We start from the raw sequence: 18,916 nt of genomic DNA on the forward strand, positions 1-18,916 counted from the left end.
AGTAAGATTTAAGACTGGCGATCGCATCTCGATCCAAATAGCGACCGGTTAGATCATAGTTTTTGATTAAGGTAGTAACGGCATCTCGCATTAAAGTTTTCTCCCAACAACAATTTTTTATGGCTTACCAACAAGCCGGTTTCTCCCAATGAGAAGGAATCTATCTCATCATAAACCCCTCGATCGCTTAAGTCTAGGGGTGTTACAATGTATTCTTAACCAAAATTATAGATTTTGACAATTTTCTTGTAGTGTATTTCTAATCACACTACGATAGAACTCATAATATCTCAATGCTTGATCAACACTTTTCACATCTCATTCATTTTAAAGCGTCTGAGTCTCTGTCTTTGCCTGTTAAAGATGCACCCAAACCGATCCATCATTATCTCAGACAACCACAACGCTTAGTAAAGGCCATCGCCGACCCCCAACTCATGGAACAACTATCAGACCATGAGTTCCGTTTAAAAATGCGTCCTTTAAATTTTATGGACATTTATCACTTTCAACCGACGGTGGTTTTAGGGGTTTGGTCTGATAGTAAAGGAACGGTCTTTTTGCGGTCTCAAGATTGTGAAATTCGGGGAATTGATTATATTAACGATCGCTTTTCTTTAAGCTTAAAAGGAAAACTATCGCCTCAAGAACACGACGGTAAAACCTATTTACAAGGACAAGCTAATTTAACCGTAAAAGTCGATTTACCCCCTCCTTTGTGGGTGACACCTAAACCCTTACTACAAGTCACCGGAAATAGTCTTTTAAAAGGGGTTCTCGGTCGTATTAAACAACGGTTGCTTAACCAATTATTGATGGATTATTATCACTGGGTTGATTCTCAATCAGAATTAATTGAACCTCAAAACTCCATCAAATTCGGTGACCCTTGTACCGATTCGTAAACGATAAAAAGAGATTCACCTAAAACAAGATGAATCTCTTTTCATTAATAGTGAAGCGGTTTTATTTACGGGGACGCGCTTCGTCCACTTTCATTGTTCGCCCCATCCATTCTGCACCATCTAGAGTTTCAATGGCACTAGACTCTTCTGCTTTTGTTTCTAATTCTACAAAAGCAAATCCTCTAGGACGACCTGTTTCTTTATCTGTGGGAACATGGACGCGTTTAACTGTACCATACTCTGCAAATACTTCATTAAGGTCTTCTTCTTTTACCTCGTAAGAGAGGTTTCCAACGTAAATTGACATGAACGATCTATCTTGATTTCAACATTTTGAGCCTGTTCTTTCGAGAAAAAATTAGCGATACTCAACGGAAAAAACTGCTAATTCTAACTAACTTATATTTCTCTCAGTGTCTAATGCTCTAGAACTATCATAACACAATTAATCCAAGTTATGTCAAATCTTTCTGAATTAAACCTCACCGTTAACCGCCAGGTTTTATTAATAATTTTCTGAGCAGGAGAAAACTAACAACTGATGTAAACCCAACCTAAAACAGTGGGGGAAACCGTCGTTATTTCCGTACTTAGCTAGATTACAATAACTATATAATCCATTATAGATAATTCTAACCATGCAACCTACCAATCCCAATCAATTTACAGAAAAAGCCTGGGAGGCCATAGTCCGTACCCCTGATATTGCTAAACAAAATAGTCACCAACAAATTGAAAGCGAACACTTAATGAAAGCTCTGAGTGAGGAAGAGGGACTAGCCACAAGTATCTTCAATAAAGCTAACCTTAGTGTTCCCAAATTGCGAGAACAAACAGAGGCTTTTATTCGTCGCCAACCTAAAGTCTCCAATCCTGGGGAGTCGGTTTATTTAGGCCGTAGTTTAGATAGTTTACTTGACAGAAGCGAGGGCTTTCGGAAAGAATTTGAAGATGACTATATCTCTGTAGAACATTTACTATTAGCCTACCTTAAAGATGATCGTTTTGGTAAAAATTTGTTCAAAGAGTTTGGTCTGACTGAAAGAAATTTTAAAGATATTATTAAACAAGTAAGAGGCAATCAAAAAGTGACCGATCAAAATCCTGAAAATAAATACGAAGCTTTAGAAAAATATGGACGAGATTTAACTCAATTAGCCAAAGAAGGTAAGCTCGATCCTGTTATTGGCCGAGACGACGAAATTCGTCGAACCATTCAAATTTTATCCCGTAGAACCAAAAATAATCCTGTTTTGATTGGGGAACCTGGGGTCGGAAAAACAGCTATTGTAGAAGGGTTAGCGCAACGAATTATTAATAGGGATGTCCCTGAATCTTTGCGAGATAGAACATTAATTGCTTTGGATATGGGTTCTTTGATTGCTGGGGCAAAATACCGAGGAGAATTTGAAGAAAGATTGAAAGCTGTCCTAAAAGAAGTAACCGATTCTCAGGGCAATATTATCCTTTTTATCGATGAAATTCATACCGTTGTTGGTGCCGGTGCAACTCAAGGGGCGATGGATGCAGGAAACCTTTTAAAACCCATGTTAGCACGGGGAGAATTGCGCTGTATCGGGGCAACAACCCTGGATGAATATCGTAAGTATATCGAGAAAGATGCTGCCTTAGAAAGACGTTTTCAAGAAGTGTTAGTGGATGAACCCAATGTAGTCGATACAATTTCTATTTTACGGGGACTCAAAGAGCGTTATGAAGTCCATCATGGGGTAAAAATTGCTGATACAGCTTTGGTAGCAGCAGCGATGTTATCTAACCGTTATATTAGCGATCGCTTTTTACCAGATAAGGCCATTGATCTCGTGGACGAATCTGCTGCTAAATTAAAGATGGAAATTACCTCTAAACCAGAAGAATTAGACGAAGCAGATCGTAAAATTCTCCAATTAGAAATGGAACGACTTTCTTTACAAAAAGAGGTAGATATAGCCTCTCGGGAACGTTTACAAAGATTAGAAAAAGAATTAGCTAATCTCAAGGAAGAACAATCCCAACTTAATGCCCAGTGGCAAGCGGAAAAAGAAGTTATTGATCAGATTCGCCAACTAAAAGAAACTATGGATCAAGTTAACTTAGAAATTCAACAAGCTGAACGGGATTATGACCTAAATAAAGCCGCTGAATTACGCTATGGCAAACTCACAGATTTACAGGGACAAGTCAAGGAATTGGAAAGTAAAATTGAGGAACGACAAACCACAGGAAAAACTTTACTAAGGGAGGAAGTTATAGAGTCAGATATTGCCGAAATTATCTCTAAATGGACGGGAATTCCTATTCTTAAATTAGTGGAATCAGAAAAAGAAAAACTATTACATTTGGAGGATGAACTACACGAGAAAGTTATTGGACAAGAAGAAGCTGTAACTGCTGTATCAGAAGCAATACAGCGTTCTCGTGCAGGACTTTCTGATCCCGATCGTCCCACTGCCAGCTTCATCTTTTTGGGACCAACTGGGGTAGGTAAAACAGAATTAGCTAAAGCCTTAGCTAAGAACCTTTTTGATACCGAAGAAGCCATAGTTCGTATCGATATGTCTGAGTACATGGAGAAACATAGCGTATCTCGTTTAATTGGTGCGCCTCCTGGATATGTAGGCTACGATGAAGGCGGACAATTAACGGAAGCAATTCGTCGTCGTCCCTACTCAGTAATTCTCTTTGACGAGATAGAAAAAGCACACGGTGATGTCTTCAACATCATGTTACAAATTCTCGATGATGGACGTTTAACAGACTCTCAAGGTCGGGTAGTAGATTTCAAAAATACTATCATTATTATGACCAGTAATATCGGTTCTCAATACATTTTAGATGTGGCAGGAGACGATACTCGTTATGATGAAATGCGTTCCCGTGTTATGGAAGCGATGCGTAATAGTTTCCGTCCCGAATTTCTCAATCGTATCGATGAAATTATCATCTTCCACAGCTTACAAAAAGAACAATTACGAGAAATTGTCAAGCTACAAGTTCAACTCTTAAGAAGTCGTTTAGAAGACCAAAAAATGTCTCTTAAATTAGCAGATATTTCCCTAGATTTTGTGGCCGATATCGGTTACGATCCCGTCTATGGTGCCAGACCTTTAAAAAGGGCAGTTCAAAGGTACTTAGAAACTCCTATTGCTAAGTCAATTTTAAGAGGAGAATTTAAAGCAGGGGATACTATTTTTGTGGATGTTGAAGATGAAAGATTGACCTTTAAACGTTTGCAATCTGAAATGTTAACCGTTTAACTTGTAGGGTGGGCATTGCCCACCTATTTGATATAAAATTTTAATCTCAGCGAAGATACCGTGTTATATTTAGCTAAGGTTTTCCAAAAATCTATCACCTTAACATTTAGTCATGAATAAATATCATTTTTGGCCAGAAGAAACTGTTAAAAAAGATGGATTCATTGTTATTGCTTGCACCATTGAAAATATAGACCAGACAAGGAAAAAGTTATGGTATAAATTACCAGAACAATATCATGATCGGATTACATCTAGTTGTGACCCTTTTATTGTGGCACTAATTTTTAAGCTAATGACAGAACCAGCTAAGTTAGTTGTTCATGGGCAAGTTTCTCCTTCTTTACTGAAAAATATTACCGAGTATCAGGCTATTTGGCAGTGTTGGCGACTAGATTATTACCATTCTGTAGAAATTAATGCTGAGATAGAGGCAGAAATATCCGTTGATAATCGTCCAAATAATCCTATTTCTGCTTTTTCTGGTGGGGTAGATAGTTGTTTTACCCTCTGGCAACATAAAAAGGGACTTTGTGGCCGTTGGCAGCGTAATATTACCACTGGTTTAATGATACACGGATTTGATATTCCCTTATCTCAAACAGAGGTATTTGCAAGTGCTTTTGAAAAGTCAAAAAGGATGTTATCAAGCCCAGACACAGAGTGTATTCCTTTGTCTACTAATATCCGTCAATTTAAGCACCAATGGCTTGATACTTTTGCTTCTGCCGTTATTTCCTGTCTTATGCTATTTCAAAAAAGTTATCAAGTAGGATTAATTCCAAGTTCTGAAGCTTATCGAAAATAGTTGGGTCTAAAACCCCGCCTTTTAAGGCGCATAGTTTTTGAAGCGGAGCATAAATCTCTGTTTCAAAAACAACTTCTGACTTCTGACTTCTGACTTCTGACTTCTGACTTCGTTAAGATGCCCTGGTTACCCCTTGGGGTTCTCATCCCATTACAGATCATCTACTATCGAATAAGACTTTTTCTATTATTCATGATGGGGCTTCCTTTTCACGAATTGAAAAGATTAAAGAGATAGGTTCTTGGAAAGAAGCATCAGACGAATTAAGAGTTTGTCCTCATGAAAAACAGAAAGATCGTAATTGTGGGCATTGCGAAAAATGTATTAGAACAATCTTAGCTTTTCGTGCAACAGGTTTAGGTTTACCTCAATGTTTTTCTGAAGATATTAGTAATCAAGAGATTTTAGCTCTTAACTTTAAAGGTTTAAGTCTGCTGCAAATTGCAGAACTAAGATCAATCATGACATTTGCTTTAAAAAGTGGATTATCAGAAAGTTGGATTAAATGTTTAAGAATAGCTATTTTTATTAATCAGATTACTGCTCGTTTGCTCAATCCTGAAATTAGGAAGAAATTTAGTAATAATTTTCCTCAGTTAGCTCAATATTCTCGTAAAACTGAACTTACCCTCATATATATATACTACTTTTGACTAAAAACCCTATCTATAAAGGCTTTTAGCCTACATCTCTCTTGTGTCCATACATGGACACAAAAGAGATATGTTGACAAGATTTTAGCGATCGCTGTACTATTAAACTACATAGGTGCAGTTTTCTCAAACCCACTTCATATAATCTTCAGAGAGATTGTACCCAGTAATGGGTAGTACAAAAATCGCTACAACTACCTTTAGATAAGGCTTTTGTCGTTTTTCGTGGGGGGAAGTTCAGGTAAAATACGAGGCTATAATTAATCTACAAAACGAACTTGAAAAAAGTCAGAATATCTATAGCAATCAGGAATGATTCATGAGAACATCAAGATCCCCCCTTAATAAGGGGGGTTAGGGGGGATCACAATTCACTTAATTCTCACAACTGATAACTGATCGCTATATGTATAATTTTTCCCTGAATAGAATCCAGATTATAAGCAGAAAAGTTTCCTATTTCTTATTAACTTCTAGACTTTTAAGATATAAGTAGGTAAGTGGCAACCTTGATAAATCACTTAATATTGGCAACTTATTTTTAAGGTGCTTTGATATCGCTTCTCGATTTTGATAGGCAAGTTCATAAGACTTTAGCATTTGCTTCTTATTGAGGTTATCATCTGTTAAATCAAAGTTAAAATCTAACATTTCCGAGTAGTTACAAGCTTCTTTCATTTTATTTTCATAAGCTAATGAAATAAAATGAATTCCTTGTTTAATAGATAAAATTACCCCATGATACCTCATAGAAATAACTAATCTTCCATGAGAAATACATTTCTCATAATCTCTAAAGTTGGAGATATTTTCGATAATTTTTACTTGGTCTTCTTTTAATCCCAGCTTTAAAAAAGTATCTTGAATATTTTGCAAAAGTTTATTTTCACTTAAAACACTATAAAGATGAGGTAAAATATAAATCTTAAGATTATGCTTTTGAGAAAAGGTAATAAGGGAGGGAATAATCTCTTGATTAATTGTTTGTTCAAGATTCATTTTATTGTATAAAGGATGCCAACTCCCAATTCTTGTAGGAATAAAAACTATTGATTCTTCATCTATATCGAGATTGATTGCTTTCTGTTCATCTTTTGATAAATCTTTGACTGTAGCTGATAAACTTAAAGCAGTATCAACTCCTCGCACATTATAAATACCCCATTTATTTAACATTTCATGGCTTTTCTTTTCTCTGACAAAAACTTGAGACCTTTTTAAAACAAATTTAGTTATGATATCAAAAACCAAATTACCACTTTTCCCAAGACTATTGAGATGAAAAACAGGTCTTTTCTTTTCTAAAACTGCAACCAACACTCGAAATAAACAAATCCAATCCTGATAAATACCTATATTAGATCCTCCTGGAGATACAATGACAAAATCAGATTCCTTAACTAAATTAACATAAGCTGATATTGTTGTTTGAGGACGATTTTTAATAAGAATAGGCAAGAATTTAGTAGAGACGTATCTGATGGCATCTAACAAGTCTGTCTTTTGAATAATTATTTCATTATGATGAAATGTCTTATCTTGTTTATAAGGGATAGGCAAAAACTGATCTTTTCCCCAAGGCCAATTGTACACAAAGTGTAACTCTGCATCAGGAAATTGCTGATGTAGTTGTATGGCCATAGCTACACCAGCAGCGTCGTCTCCGAAATTAGCAGTATGTTGATTGATAACTAATATTTTTAACATAAGGAATCTCTAAATTATTAAAACCCATCCTGTGGGGCTTTGTTTTAGCCGCCATTCAAGGATGGGTTATCAAGTGACAATTAACAATTAACAATTGATTAATTCAAGGGTTACTCCACAGGTAAGCTACCACTGTCTTCAATTTTGATGTCTTGCTGGGGTCGATCTCTGCCATCGGTGTCACAGTTTTCTACCTTATCTAATACCTCTAGCCCTTCTAACACCTTACCAAAAACCGTATGTTTTCCGTCTAACCAGGGGGTTTGGGTGAAGGTAATAAAAAATTGAGAACCGTTGGTATTTGGTCCTGCATTAGCCATAGATAACCAACCACGGCCATTGTGTTTCACGGTAAAGTTTTCGTCAGGAAACTTTTCTCCGTAAATAGATTTCCCACCAGTACCGTTCCCTCTGGTGAAGTCCCCTCCTTGCATCATAAAATCCTTAATTACCCGATGGAAAGAACTTTGACGGTAGCCAAACCCTTTTTCGTGGGTGCAGAGTTGGTAAAAATTGTCAACCGTCTTGGGAACTACTTCGCCAAATAAACCGATTACAATTCTTTCTGCTTTTTCTCCACCGATGGAAATATCCATGAATACTTTTTTAGTTACCAAAGGATAAGCGTTTGCCATTGTTTTCTCATACAGTTATTTCGTTCCCAATTTTAACATGGACTGAAATGCAGTTAAAATAATAGTTTCAAATATCTAAATTATCTCCTAATTAATCTATTCTTAGTCAACTTAGGAGATTTTAGATAGAAAATTTCTCTATTCTTCTTCTGTTTCTTTTTTAGAATTAGGAGAAGAATTATAGATAGCATCAAGTTGTTGTCTAGCATCTTCTACACTGACAGAACGCATTACTAATAATGGTTCATTTATAGGTCGGCCTCGTTCGTCAAGCAACTCTGGATGAATGGTTTTTTTGCTATTTCCCAATTTTCTTGCTTGAGGTAAATTAGACTTGAATCGATTGGGATAACGACGTTGAGAGTCCATACTCACCGTAATTAAACTACGAATAAGATTACTAACGGCCAAAAAAGCAATAATAGTAAAAGCAACGATGTAAATTAAATGTAGCATTTGAAATTCTCCATTAACGAAGTCACCAAGTTAGTAAAGGCTTAATAGTATTAAGCTTGCATAGAAGTTGTTTTTCCGACAGAAATTAACACCCTGCTCGAAAAAACATTTCTTTTTAAAGGCCCGCACTAAAGAAAGTAGAAATGGTAAGTTTTTAGCTTCGGTTATGTCGATCAAATATCAACTTTTTTAGGTGCTATGGCCAAATTCCCCCAACGAACGTAAGCTTTTCTTAAGATTGTACCTAACTAGCTTACCAAGAATTGTCAAGGGAAAATAGGGATTGTTGCATCAGTTAACAACCCCCAGTTGATCAAGCAGTAGGTGGATTTTCTTGTTGATGCGATCGCCATTTCATTGATACCTGCCAACATTCAGCCACTAACCTATGCCAGGGAACTAAGGCTCTAGTATCGACCCCTGCTTGTTTTCCTGTGGCTTCAAAGAGGAGTTTGGCGGTTTGTACTTCCTGTTGAGTAGTTTTAACCCGTTCTAGGAGTTCCTCTTGTTCTTCAACAGACAAAAAAGTAATGCGTTCTGTTTCTAATAAATGGCGAGAGCGAGAAAACCAGTATTGAAAATCCTCTAATAAAGGTTCGAGTATAGTTTTGAGCAGTTCTTGCTCAGTGAGGTTATTATGAGACATCATCTTAAAATCGGATTTTTATGTATACACTAATCTTAACGTCTTTTACCGAAAATTTGGGTTTAAAGCCCCGTCCTTCTTGCTCCGTCCCTATGTCTTAGGGAACCTCAGACGGGGCGGTGCGCTTTCAGCACGGCTTCTTGATGCACTTCCTCCCAGACGGAAGCCACCAAGACCGAAGTATATCGCTTTCTATGGTATGGTTGCCAATCTGTTTTTGGTGTGTTAGAATTATTTGCGTAGCAGGCTTATAACGCAATATGTTTATTTTAGAGTACAAGTTAAGAGGAAAAAAACATCAGTATCAAGGCATTGACAAGGCAATTCGCACAGTTCAATTTGTGCGAAATAAATGTCTCAGATATTGAGAAGACAACAAAGGTGTGGGACAAAAAGATATTTATAAATACACAACTCAACTAAGAAATGAATATCCTTTTGTTAAAACTCTTAACTCTACTGCTTGTCAGCAAGCTTGTGAACGTACCTGGACTGCGATTCTCAAATTCTATAACAATTGCAAGAATAATATCCGTGGGTTAAAAGGATACCCTAAATATTCTAAGCGCACTCACTCTGTCGAATTTAAAAAGTCAGGATGGAAACTAAATCGAGACACCAAAAGAATAACTTTCACTGACGGTAAAAACATTGGTGAATTAAAATTAATTGGTAGTCGAGATTTATTTTATTTCCAAGAATGGCAAATTCAAAGAGTAAGAATAATTAGACGGGCTGACGGTTATTTTGTGCAGTTAATATTAAAGCTTGATGTTAGGGAGATCACACCACAATTAGAACCTAGCAAAAAATGTGTAGGTTTAGATATGGGACTAAAATACCTCTATGCTGATAGTGATAATAACGTTGTAGAACCTCCTAAATATTATCGTAAAGCAGAAAAACGTCTTAATAAACTAAATAGAAGAAAATCTAGAAAGTTTAAGAGAGGTCAAAAGCAGTCTAATAACTACATAAATGCTAGAAGAAAATATGCCAAGGGACATTTAAAAGTAAGTAGGCAGCGAGAAGAGTTTGCCAAGAGACTAGCACTCCGTTTAATTCAGTCAAACGACTTGATAGCTTATGAAGATTTAAAAGTCAAAAACCTTGTGCGTAACAAGAAACTAGCTAAGAGTATCAATGATGCTGGGCGGTCGCAATTAAGAAAATGGATTGAATATTTTGGGGTTAAATACGATAGATTAACTATTGCTGTTAACCCTACCTATACTAGCCAAGAATGTTTTAATTGTGGTCAACTAATCAAGAAGTCTCTATCAGTTAGAACTCATGTTTGTTCCTGTGGATATACCGAAGATAGAGACACAATGGCAGCATTAAATATACTTAAAAAAGCTACCCAAGGGCATTGGGGAAGCTGGTCAGAAGACCTTAACGCTTGGGGAGATTCGACCTCTATTTTGGTTGGTAGTAATACCTGCCAGGGTAAGTTTAGTCAATGAACCAAGAATCTCCGCCCTTTTAGGGCGAGAGAGTGTCAAATTTCTTTGTAATTGACGACCACAGAAAACATTGTCACTTCTTCTTCAACCCCTTTGAGTTGTAAAGATTTCATCAAGGTTATTTCCCCAGGGTTTAAAAATTGTGCTACCTTTGCTGATACCAGAATCATGCCACTGTCTGCCACTTCTTGCAGACGGGCCGCAATATTAACTGCCGAACCAATGGCAGTATAATCGGAGCGTTGTCCCCCGCCAAACATTCCCACCACTGCCATACCTTGATGGATACCACAGCGAAAGCAAACGGGTTGCTGTATTAAGCCTTGAGTCTGCCATTTTTCATTTAATCCATTGAGTTGCTTGTGCATTTCTCTGGCCACAGCGATCGCCCGATAAACTTGCTCTTGAGGATTTAATTCTTCTGGCGCACCAAATAAAGCCACCACAGCATCCCCAATAAACTTATCCACGGTTCCCCCATAATGGAAGATAACGGCAGTCATTTCTTCTAGATATTGATTGAGAAGGGTAGCCACCCCTTGGGTTCCTAAATAACTGGCTAAGGGGGTGTATCCCACCAAGTCAGTAAACAAGATGGTGACTAAACGGGGTTCTGGGGTCAAATCGAGGCTTAATTTCCCTGTGGCGATTTTATTGACCATAGAGGCTGGCAAAAACCGTTTTAACACCGATTCTGTTAAATATCGGTTAAGTTGTTTCACCTCCTGTTCACTTTTTTCTAATTGTTGAGCCTGTTGTCTAGTTTTCTGATAAAGTCGGGACTGTTGTACCGCAATAGCCGCTTGAGAAGCAAGGGTTTGAGCTAATTCAATTTCTGTGGATAACCAGGGACGAGGGTGGGTGGTTTGCCGTAGAGAAATGCTGCCAATAATTGCTCCATCCACGATTAAGGGAACAATTAAGAGAGCTTGGCTAGACTTTTGTAGGGGTAAATCAAATTGAGTCATTTCAGGATAATTATTCATATCCTCTAAAACCACCGGTTTTTGAGTCTTAATCAGTTGTTTAGAAGTTTCGCATTGACAGAAAATAAAAATTATGCTGTCAAAGAATTAGTGGGAGATAATTGTTCTAAAATAAACTCCCGTGCCACTTTTAAAGAAAGCTCTCTTTGGAGAGAATACCAAGACTCTATAGTTGCTTTAATTCTCATCAGTTCCAATTGACAAAATGCTCTTAAAGAACAGAAAATATGAGTAACAATAGCTTTTGTCGTTCTTACTTGAAACTTAGATAATCCACACAATTGTTTTAAAGCTCTATGATAGCATTCTATTCCCCAATGAATAGTTTGTAACTCTCTAAAATCATCGCGCTTCCAATCCATAAGTTTAGATTCATCATATAGAAAAGTAGCATAATAACGACAACTTCCGTGTTTAAAAGTCCTCTTAAATATTTTTACTTTTCCGAATTCTTTGATAATTACTATCAATCCATTATTAGGAATTTCCAACTCCTCTACTCTTTGATATTTACCTCCTTCTACTTTTACTTGTCTATTTTTGGCTATTCCTACTTAAAAATTCAGTTCTTTGTCTCTAAAAAATCTTAAATTCTCTTTAGAAGAATACCAACAGTCTGTCGTTATAGTAGAAGGTTTTACCCCCCACTTGATTACTTCTACGATCATCTCTCTTAAGTAATCATTTTTTGTTTTATTATCTAGAGGATCATAAAGGCGATAATTAATAGGCATTGATTTTCCATCATAGTCAGTATAATACAAAGTAATTAAGTTAATTCCTTTGATGGCTTTTTGATGTTTTCCTGACCAATAATAGTTGATTAAATGAGCTTTTCCTACTTGAGAGTAGTGTTTTTCAATAACGGTATCATCCCCACTTAACACTCCTCCAATCAAATTAAGGTTTCCTTGAACTTCTCTAAATAAATCTATTGGTTCATATTGCTCTCTTAGTAAGAATCTATTGGTGCTATGACGAGAAATTTCTAAAATCTCAGCTAAACGGCAGCAACCTGTGTATTTTGGCTCTGAGAGCAAGAAGTATGTATATTGATCTAGATTACATTGGGCTGTTGATGGTTTACTCCGAAGTCTTATGATTTTTCTCCTTCATTAGCGATCACCTGAAAACATCATCTGCATATTTACGCTCTTTTGTCAATGCGAAACTCCTATTGTTTTAAAACTGGATTTAAAGCGATGGGAACCACTGATTGAGGAAGGGGATTAATGTGCCCTTGGACCTGGTTATAAAGCCCAACACATTGCACAAATTTATCCTCTTTTCTCCATAAAGATAGGGCGCAACCGTCCACTTTTAAGCCCTTGCCTAATTCTTGGGTAATTGCTATAAAAATTAGTTGGGGATCGAGACTACAACGAATAGCGTTAGTAATACGATTAATTAGGGTTTGCTGAAAAAGTTTCTCCAAAATTTATGCCACTTTTGACCAAGAATTTTCTGACAAATCAATAAGTTTTAGTACATAAAAATTGTTTAAAGTATAATCAAAATTAATGAAAGGCGGTTTGATGAGTTCCTCTGTTCTGTTATTAGTAAATAAGGACAAAAAAAGCGACAAAAACTGCCTCAGAAGTTTACAAAGATTGACAACTAAAAATGTAATAGCAATAGATGTAATGGAGGTTTCAGGGAGTTTTGTCATCACGAGATTTAGGCTAAATCTTCGTTTAGCTTGTCCAAACTTTCCCTCAATAGCATTACGGAAGCATTCATCGGAGTGGGCTTGTTTCTTTTCTTCTTCACTGACATTTTTCGGAGGTCTTCCTAACTTCGGACCACTGATTCTTATCCCTCTTTCCTTACACCAATTTCTGTTTTCCCTAGTTCGATAAATTTTATCTACATGGACGGATTCGGGATAATAGCCAAACGTTTCTTTATACTTTTCTACTTGTTCTTTTAAATGACAAGATTCATTGAAGTTTTCCCAACTTATTTTGTATAGAAACACATAGTTATCTACACAGCTTACTGAGAGTTTAGCTCCAAACTCTATTGGTTTTCCTGCTTTTCCTCTCACTATTGGACGAATATGCGGTTGAGTTAAACTTACAATTCTTTGAGGAACACTCTGGGTCTTATTCTCCCCACATGACTGTTGTTGTTCATAAACTTTTTTGATAGTCTCTAGAACATTTTTCTGTCTTTTACTCAGATTTTCCAGGGAAGCCCCAGCTTGAATTAAGTCTTCTATATTTCCTAAATTTTTCTTAAGGTATTTTAACTATTTCCCGATAGCTTTTCTTCTTTCTTGATAAGATACTTTTCGTTTTTTAGCTACTTTTAAGTATTCCTTTCTAGCAATTTTTCTAGAAGTTCTCGGCTTTTTTCTCAATTTTACTCTTAATGGTTTATAAAGATTATCTATTATTCTTTCTGTCTCAATTCTGGCTTGATTTAATATGCCTAAATCCGTTGGGTATTTGATGTCTGCTGGCGCACAAGTCGCATCTAAAATTAGTTTACCTTTATTTTTTATTTTTTCTCCTTTTTCTTGGAGACAATCCTTTTTTTTTACTTCTTTATCACTCTTGTCTATTTCTCTTTTTACTATTTTTTTATTGATTTTGTTTATCAATTCTCCATCAATTCTTTTTCTAAAATGAACTAGCATTGAAGATTCCAGTGGTGGCTCTTGTTGATAACAATTTAAACCTATAAAGTATTGTAGATAAGGATTTTCTCTAATCTGTTCTATAGTTTCTCTATCACTTGTTCCTAATTTTTCCTTAATAATTAATGTCCCTAATGCCATTCTAAATAGTTTGGCTGGCGCACCTTTTTCTGCTGAAAAAAGTTTAGCATATTCTTCCTCAAAATCATCCCAAGGTATCAACTCTGCCATGATTACCCAACGATTATTGGGGGACAATTTGCCCTCGAAAGGTAATTCAAATTTTTCTGGGGGCGGTAAAGGTTGCTCCTCTTTTCGATACATTTGTTCTTGACCAACAACTGGGAGGTGTTTCTACCAATTATAGCGGTTTGTAGCCGACAAAGCTGATCTTTTTTGCGATCGCGAATATGGGTGTAACCTTTTAAAGAATAGGGTTTTGCTTTTATTCAGCAAACCCGAATTAAATCCAGAACAGAAGTTTTATAGGATCTTAGTTCTACCAAGACAGGAATAGTAAGATCATTTTGCCCTTTTTTCGCCCCCCTTTCCAAAGGGGGGTTGGGGGGGATCACCTTTTCTCTCTGTTTCTTACTTTCTTCCAGCAATAAACGAACTAAAGCTGTAGACTTGCCCGATCCTGGTTTTCCCCGTAATAAAACATGATTAGCTGCATATTTCCGTAAACCTTCTAAAATACCGAATTTTTCTATTTTTTACTTTTCTTCTTCTCTCTTTTCTCTCTCATACTTTTTAGGAACAGTTTGCACCATTAACCCTAAATGTAATAAACCAGGAAGCGATCGCATTATTTCATTTGTCGGGGCGAACGGCTGTTCGCCCCTACGGTTAGATATTTCTTTGCCAACAAGATCAGTAACAATATAACGTCATTGTAGGGTGGGGAGTGCATCGGCTTACCACTTAAAATGGTTTGGTAGCGACAATGGTACGATGACGATGATCACTAGGAAAAGTAGTTTTATAATCAAATCCTAATTTTTGTAAGGTTTCTTCCACATTAAAAGTGTAGTAATCATCGCTATGAGGTTCGGTACTTTTCATCAACATAAATAACGCTGGTGGTAAGTTTTGAATCACTTCTGAACGGGGGTTATTATCAACAATACCGAGAACACCTCCAGGGTGTAAAATGCGGAAAGCTTCCTTAAAAATAGCGGTTGCAGCATCACGGGGTAATTCGTGGAGAACAAACTGAATAGTAATTACATCAAAAGAATTATCATCAAAATTCGTTTTTTCTGCTAAACCATGTATCCATTGACTAATTTCTTGTTCCTCATCGGTAACTTTTGCCACCGCTAACATATAAGGGGATAAATCAAGTCCGATGGTATTAATAGGTAAATTACCTTGTCGTTGGCTATAATAACAGTGAGTAGCTTTAGTAGAGACACCTATAGAACAACCAATATCAAGGATGTTTTCCACTTGAGGAGGGCTATAGGGTTCTAAAACAGCATGAAAAGCTGCCCTTAACCTGTCTTGTGCTTCTTGCCAAGTTAAGTCTTCATTTTTCCAGACTCGCAGGCCAAGAGACTGGGTTGCAGGAACAGCTTCAAAGGCAGCTTTCCAGCATAAGTTACCTTGATCGTAAGCATGAAAAGGAACTAGATAATAGTCGGGATAAACAATATCAGGGTTAGTAATTTGAGAGAATAAGCTTTTAGCAGGGGATTTTTCTAAGTTTTTACAGTTTTCTTCCCACGCAATACCGTTTTTTTCCGCCGTTTTAATGATAACTTTTCTCGCTTGATGCGTCATGAGGCGATAAATAGGCTTTGTTTCTATCATTAAATTAACAAAGCGTGAGAGAAGATCGTTACCAGTCCAATCAGGTTTAACTTTATTCGTCATGATATGAGAATAAGGATTTATGGTTTAAAGATAGTTCTAACTATATCACTATTTAGTTATACAATCTCACTGATAAGGTTACTATTCACTAACTCAGTATTGATTGTAAATGAGTTATAGCAATCACCGAATGATTCATGAGAACTTGGAGATCCCCCCTTATGATCCCCCCTTTAGTTACCCCCTTAATAAGGGGGGTTGGGGGGTAGTGGGGGGATCAGAATTCACTTAATTCTCACAATTGATAACTGATTGCTATATTATAATTGAAGTTTTAAATTTGCCTATTTTTTAAACAGACAAAAATGGACTACTTAGTTTAAAAAATTATCTTAAATTATTTAGGATTAAAAGCTTCTGCCAAAGAAGCTTTTGAAGGTAAATATGAGGCTGAAGAAATTGCAGAAATGGTTAATAAAAATTCCATTATTAGCCAAGAGATGGATTTAATTTATCAATAAAATATACCTTAATAATTTCTCATAATAAAGATGGCATTTCTTTATTATCTTCTGCTACCCAATCAGCAAAACGTCTTGCTAAAGGAGGAGCATACATAAGTGTGCTAGTAAAACCGGAGAATAAATGAAGCCCCTCAAAGTTATCAATTTTACCTACTAAAAAGTTAGAATCAGCACAAAAAGCAACTAAACAATGGTGTAATTTACCAGGTAAATTTTCTAGTTCAGGAAGTATTTTACTAACTCCTTCTCGAATAGTTTTTTCTGCTAAAATTTGATCATTTTTTGCCAGAGGATTACTAATAATTTGACTAATTTGACCTAAACAAAAACTACCATCTAAAAATTGAATTGCACCGGTCTCCATAACATCAGAAATAATTTGATCACTGGAATTATCCCATAAAGATTTAAGTTCAGAATCTCCTGATTTTTCTTCAATATTAAGACGGTTTAAAATCCCTGGCATCACTAAAGATTTTAGTTCAATATCTACCTTTGGAGTTAATATTAACTGAGAATGAGTAAAATAAATATTAACATTTATACCAATATGTTTTAATAAATAACGAGTTAAACCTCCTGCACAAATGACGACATTTTTACTATAATATTCTTGCTTATTTGTTTTTACACCGGTTACTGTTTTATTTTTAGACAGTAGTTGAGTAACTTCTTCGTAATTAAGGGTTCCACCTAATCTTAAAAAAGCTTGTTGATAAGCATTATTTGTTTTTTGTGGATGAATATGTCCATGGGGCAATTTAAGACATCCTGAGATAGCATCAGGGTTTAATAATGGTTCAATTTCTACAGATTGATCGGGGGTTAATAATTGAGGTTTTATGAAAAACTTTTGATAGTTTTCTGCAATAGATTGGGGATTATTATCCACAGGAATAGTTAACATTAAATCCAGTTCTCTAAAATCGGTATTTTCTCCCAATTCTTCTGATAAGTTATGATAAATTTCTCGACTTTCTTGACATAATTGAATCGAATCATCATCTGTTCCTGACCAATAAGCAACTCCCCCATAACTATAACGAGTTGCATTATCATAAGTGGGATCTTTTTCTAAAAGTAACACTTTTAAACCTTTTTTAGCCAACTCATAACTTAAGGCTGATCCCGTAATACCAGCACCAACAACAATCCAATCAAAATTTTGCATAATTTTATTATATACTTCCCCTCCATTTTATCATAAATATCTAATTAATTAAAGTTGATATTTTCATCTTATTTTTTAATTTAAACTTATAAACCATGATAGAATAACAAGCATAACTTCTGATTTATAAATGAATGAATGTGCTTCCTAGACGTTATCATCGCATCAAACAAGTTCTTGAAAAAAGACAACCAGACTTAACAGTTTTAACCGAGGATGTCCATAAACCTCATAACTTATCAGCCATTATCCGCACCTGTGATGCTGTAGGAATATTAGACGTTCATAGTATTAACACAACCGATGAATTTCCTACCTTTTCTCAAGTTTCTCAAGGCAGTGATAAATGGACATTTCTCCACACTCACCCTGATATTAAAACAGCTATAACTTATTTGAAAAGCAAAAAAATCAATATATATGCAGCACATTTTACGGAAAAATCTTTAGACTATCGTGATATCGATTATACTCAACCCACAGCTATTTTACTAGGAGCAGAAAAATGGGGAGTGAGTGAAGAAGCAGCAAATTTAGTCGATGGCAACATTATTATTCCCATGTTAGGGATGGTACAATCTTTGAATGTTTCTGTTGCTGCTGCGGTAATTTTATTTGAAGCACAACGCCAGAGATTAGCTGGAAAAATGTATGATACCAGTCGATTAGATCCCGAGCGATATCATAAAATATTGTTTGAATGGAGTTATCCAACCTTAGCAATAGAATATCAAAAAAACGGCAAAAATTATCCATCTTTAGGAGAAAATGGGGAAATTTTATAAGAATTTTGGGTTCAAGTACCTAAAGTTTCTCAAGTAAATTGAGTTCTCCAGGGGTTAAAACACCCTGGATTCTAAGCGGTTAAGCTTCGATGGGATAAATCCACATCTCAGCTTGCTTACGATATGATCGACTTAGAGAATCGAGATAATATCGTTTAGGAAGACTCAAAACTTCCTTTCCCAACTTGACTAGATTTAGACCTAGCTGTGTGGCTACCTTCTCACGGGGTGACAAGCCCGTTAAAACCCTGATTGAAAGAGGGTTTCAGCCGTGGCGATCGCTCTATAAATTGTCAAAAACTAGAGGGCTTATTGAGAATAAACAATAATGATAATCATTCTTGCCGTGTGTGTGGGGGGGAGGAGGGTTACACCGTCCTCCCCCCCACAGGGTTGATGCTCAAAATCAACCCCTTGGGCAATATTAGTTTTTATTAAATAATAAAAATTGGTTTATT

13 protein-coding genes and 5 pseudogenes are annotated in these 18,916 nt (G+C 36.1%); 6 read left to right on the forward strand and 12 right to left on the reverse strand.

The annotated features are described in order from the left end of the window. Positions 1 to 91, reverse strand: a pseudogene (locus CWATDRAFT_RS40170) (allophycocyanin subunit beta); the annotation flags it as partial. Positions 92 to 293: 202 nt separating this feature from the next. On the opposite strand from CWATDRAFT_RS40170, the gene CWATDRAFT_RS20360 reads away from it, so the two are divergent. Continuing rightward, positions 294 to 905: a DUF1997 domain-containing protein gene (locus CWATDRAFT_RS20360; RefSeq protein WP_007306803.1), complete on the forward strand. Its 612-nt coding sequence runs from the start codon at positions 294 to 296 to the stop codon at positions 903 to 905. A gap of 61 nt (positions 906 to 966) precedes the next feature. On the opposite strand, the gene CWATDRAFT_RS20365 is transcribed toward CWATDRAFT_RS20360, so the two are convergent. Further along, positions 967 to 1,212, reverse strand: coding sequence for an RNA recognition motif domain-containing protein (locus CWATDRAFT_RS20365; RefSeq protein ID WP_007306819.1), 246 nt, complete (start codon positions 1,210 to 1,212; stop codon positions 967 to 969). Between the two features lie 331 nt (positions 1,213 to 1,543). Here CWATDRAFT_RS20365 and clpB point away from each other — a divergent pair, with 331 nt between their 5' ends. Further along, on the forward strand, positions 1,544 to 4,162 hold the full coding sequence (gene clpB, locus CWATDRAFT_RS20370) for an ATP-dependent chaperone ClpB (protein WP_007306804.1): 2,619 nt from the start codon (positions 1,544 to 1,546) through the stop codon (positions 4,160 to 4,162). A gap of 112 nt (positions 4,163 to 4,274) precedes the next feature. Continuing rightward, complete coding sequence (locus tag CWATDRAFT_RS20375) at positions 4,275 to 4,970, forward strand: hypothetical protein (protein ID WP_007306805.1); 696 nt, start codon at positions 4,275 to 4,277, stop codon at positions 4,968 to 4,970. 1,109 nt (positions 4,971 to 6,079) lie between these two features. Here the strand turns inward: CWATDRAFT_RS20375 and CWATDRAFT_RS20385 are convergent. The 4 genes from CWATDRAFT_RS20385 to CWATDRAFT_RS20400 form a co-directional block, all read right to left on the reverse strand. Continuing rightward, positions 6,080 to 7,330 carry a polysaccharide pyruvyl transferase family protein gene (locus CWATDRAFT_RS20385; RefSeq protein WP_007306818.1) on the reverse strand — a complete coding sequence of 417 codons (1,251 nt, stop codon included), beginning with the start codon at positions 7,328 to 7,330 and terminating at the stop codon, positions 6,080 to 6,082. 110 nt (positions 7,331 to 7,440) lie between these two features. After that, entirely contained in the window at positions 7,441 to 7,965 is a 525-nt protein-coding gene (locus CWATDRAFT_RS20390; RefSeq protein ID WP_007306817.1) for a peptidylprolyl isomerase, read from the reverse strand. Positions 7,966 to 8,103: 138 nt separating this feature from the next. Beyond that, positions 8,104 to 8,421, reverse strand: coding sequence for a DUF2973 domain-containing protein (locus CWATDRAFT_RS20395; RefSeq protein WP_007306816.1), 318 nt, complete (start codon positions 8,419 to 8,421; stop codon positions 8,104 to 8,106). Positions 8,422 to 8,734: 313 nt separating this feature from the next. Further along, a complete protein-coding gene (locus CWATDRAFT_RS20400) occupies positions 8,735 to 9,067 on the reverse strand; it encodes a DUF2605 domain-containing protein (RefSeq protein ID WP_021829867.1) in 333 nt (110 codons plus the stop codon). A 260-nt stretch (positions 9,068 to 9,327) separates the two neighbouring features. Between CWATDRAFT_RS20400 and CWATDRAFT_RS20405 the strand changes: the two are divergent. Beyond that, positions 9,328 to 10,533 (forward strand): annotated as a pseudogene (locus CWATDRAFT_RS20405) (RNA-guided endonuclease InsQ/TnpB family protein). Between the two features lie 35 nt (positions 10,534 to 10,568). On the opposite strand, the pseudogene CWATDRAFT_RS20410 reads toward CWATDRAFT_RS20405, so the two are convergent. The 6 genes and pseudogenes from CWATDRAFT_RS20410 to CWATDRAFT_RS20440 form a co-directional block, all read right to left on the reverse strand. Continuing rightward, a pseudogene (locus CWATDRAFT_RS20410) lies at positions 10,569 to 11,561 on the reverse strand (adenylate/guanylate cyclase domain-containing protein); the annotation flags it as partial. A 29-nt stretch (positions 11,562 to 11,590) separates the two neighbouring features. Then, positions 11,591 to 12,619, reverse strand: a pseudogene (locus CWATDRAFT_RS20415) (IS701 family transposase). 74 nt (positions 12,620 to 12,693) lie between these two features. Beyond that, complete coding sequence (locus tag CWATDRAFT_RS20420) at positions 12,694 to 12,954, reverse strand: GAF domain-containing protein (protein WP_007306812.1); 261 nt, start codon at positions 12,952 to 12,954, stop codon at positions 12,694 to 12,696. Positions 12,955 to 12,957: 3 nt separating this feature from the next. Further along, positions 12,958 to 14,484: pseudogene (locus tag CWATDRAFT_RS34230) on the reverse strand (IS5-like element ISCwa2 family transposase). Between the two features lie 600 nt (positions 14,485 to 15,084). Next, positions 15,085 to 16,038, reverse strand: a complete 954-nt coding sequence (locus CWATDRAFT_RS20435; protein ID WP_007306809.1) for a class I SAM-dependent methyltransferase — start codon at positions 16,036 to 16,038, stop codon at positions 15,085 to 15,087. Between the two features lie 480 nt (positions 16,039 to 16,518). Next, positions 16,519 to 17,673, reverse strand: a complete 1,155-nt coding sequence (locus CWATDRAFT_RS20440; protein WP_007306808.1) for an NAD(P)/FAD-dependent oxidoreductase — start codon at positions 17,671 to 17,673, stop codon at positions 16,519 to 16,521. Positions 17,674 to 17,807: 134 nt separating this feature from the next. On the opposite strand from CWATDRAFT_RS20440, the gene trmH reads away from it, so the two are divergent. Both trmH and CWATDRAFT_RS38705 read left to right on the forward strand, forming a co-directional pair. Next, positions 17,808 to 18,458, forward strand: coding sequence for a tRNA (guanosine(18)-2'-O)-methyltransferase TrmH (gene trmH / locus CWATDRAFT_RS20445; protein WP_007306807.1), 651 nt, complete (start codon positions 17,808 to 17,810; stop codon positions 18,456 to 18,458). A 185-nt stretch (positions 18,459 to 18,643) separates the two neighbouring features. After that, a complete protein-coding gene (locus tag CWATDRAFT_RS38705; RefSeq protein ID WP_198139008.1) occupies positions 18,644 to 18,787 on the forward strand; it encodes a hypothetical protein in 144 nt (47 codons plus the stop codon). Positions 18,788 to 18,916 lie beyond the last annotated feature (129 nt).

Source organism: Crocosphaera watsonii WH 8501 (assembly GCF_000167195.1).
Taxonomy (GTDB): Bacteria; Cyanobacteriota; Cyanobacteriia; order Cyanobacteriales; family Microcystaceae; genus Crocosphaera; species Crocosphaera watsonii.

What these genes read in the sequence shown, in the direction of transcription:
- clpB (WP_007306804.1), top strand. Translation starts at nt 1,544, where the DNA reads ATGCAACCTACCAATCCCAATCAATTTACAGAAAAAGCCTGGGAGGCC.
- CWATDRAFT_RS20440 (WP_007306808.1), bottom strand. Translation starts at nt 17,673, where the DNA reads ATGCAAAATTTTGATTGGATTGTTGTTGGTGCTGGTATTACGGGATCA.
- CWATDRAFT_RS20385 (WP_007306818.1), bottom strand. Translation starts at nt 7,330, where the DNA reads ATGTTAAAAATATTAGTTATCAATCAACATACTGCTAATTTCGGAGAC.
- trmH (WP_007306807.1), top strand. Translation starts at nt 17,808, where the DNA reads ATGAATGTGCTTCCTAGACGTTATCATCGCATCAAACAAGTTCTTGAA.
- CWATDRAFT_RS20400 (WP_021829867.1), bottom strand. Translation starts at nt 9,067, where the DNA reads ATGTCTCATAATAACCTCACTGAGCAAGAACTGCTCAAAACTATACTC.
- CWATDRAFT_RS20360 (WP_007306803.1), top strand. Translation starts at nt 294, where the DNA reads ATGCTTGATCAACACTTTTCACATCTCATTCATTTTAAAGCGTCTGAG.
- CWATDRAFT_RS20390 (WP_007306817.1), bottom strand. Translation starts at nt 7,965, where the DNA reads ATGGCAAACGCTTATCCTTTGGTAACTAAAAAAGTATTCATGGATATT.
- CWATDRAFT_RS20395 (WP_007306816.1), bottom strand. Translation starts at nt 8,421, where the DNA reads ATGCTACATTTAATTTACATCGTTGCTTTTACTATTATTGCTTTTTTG.
- CWATDRAFT_RS20375 (WP_007306805.1), top strand. Translation starts at nt 4,275, where the DNA reads ATGAATAAATATCATTTTTGGCCAGAAGAAACTGTTAAAAAAGATGGA.
- CWATDRAFT_RS20365 (WP_007306819.1), bottom strand. Translation starts at nt 1,212, where the DNA reads ATGTCAATTTACGTTGGAAACCTCTCTTACGAGGTAAAAGAAGAAGAC.
- CWATDRAFT_RS20435 (WP_007306809.1), bottom strand. Translation starts at nt 16,038, where the DNA reads ATGACGAATAAAGTTAAACCTGATTGGACTGGTAACGATCTTCTCTCA.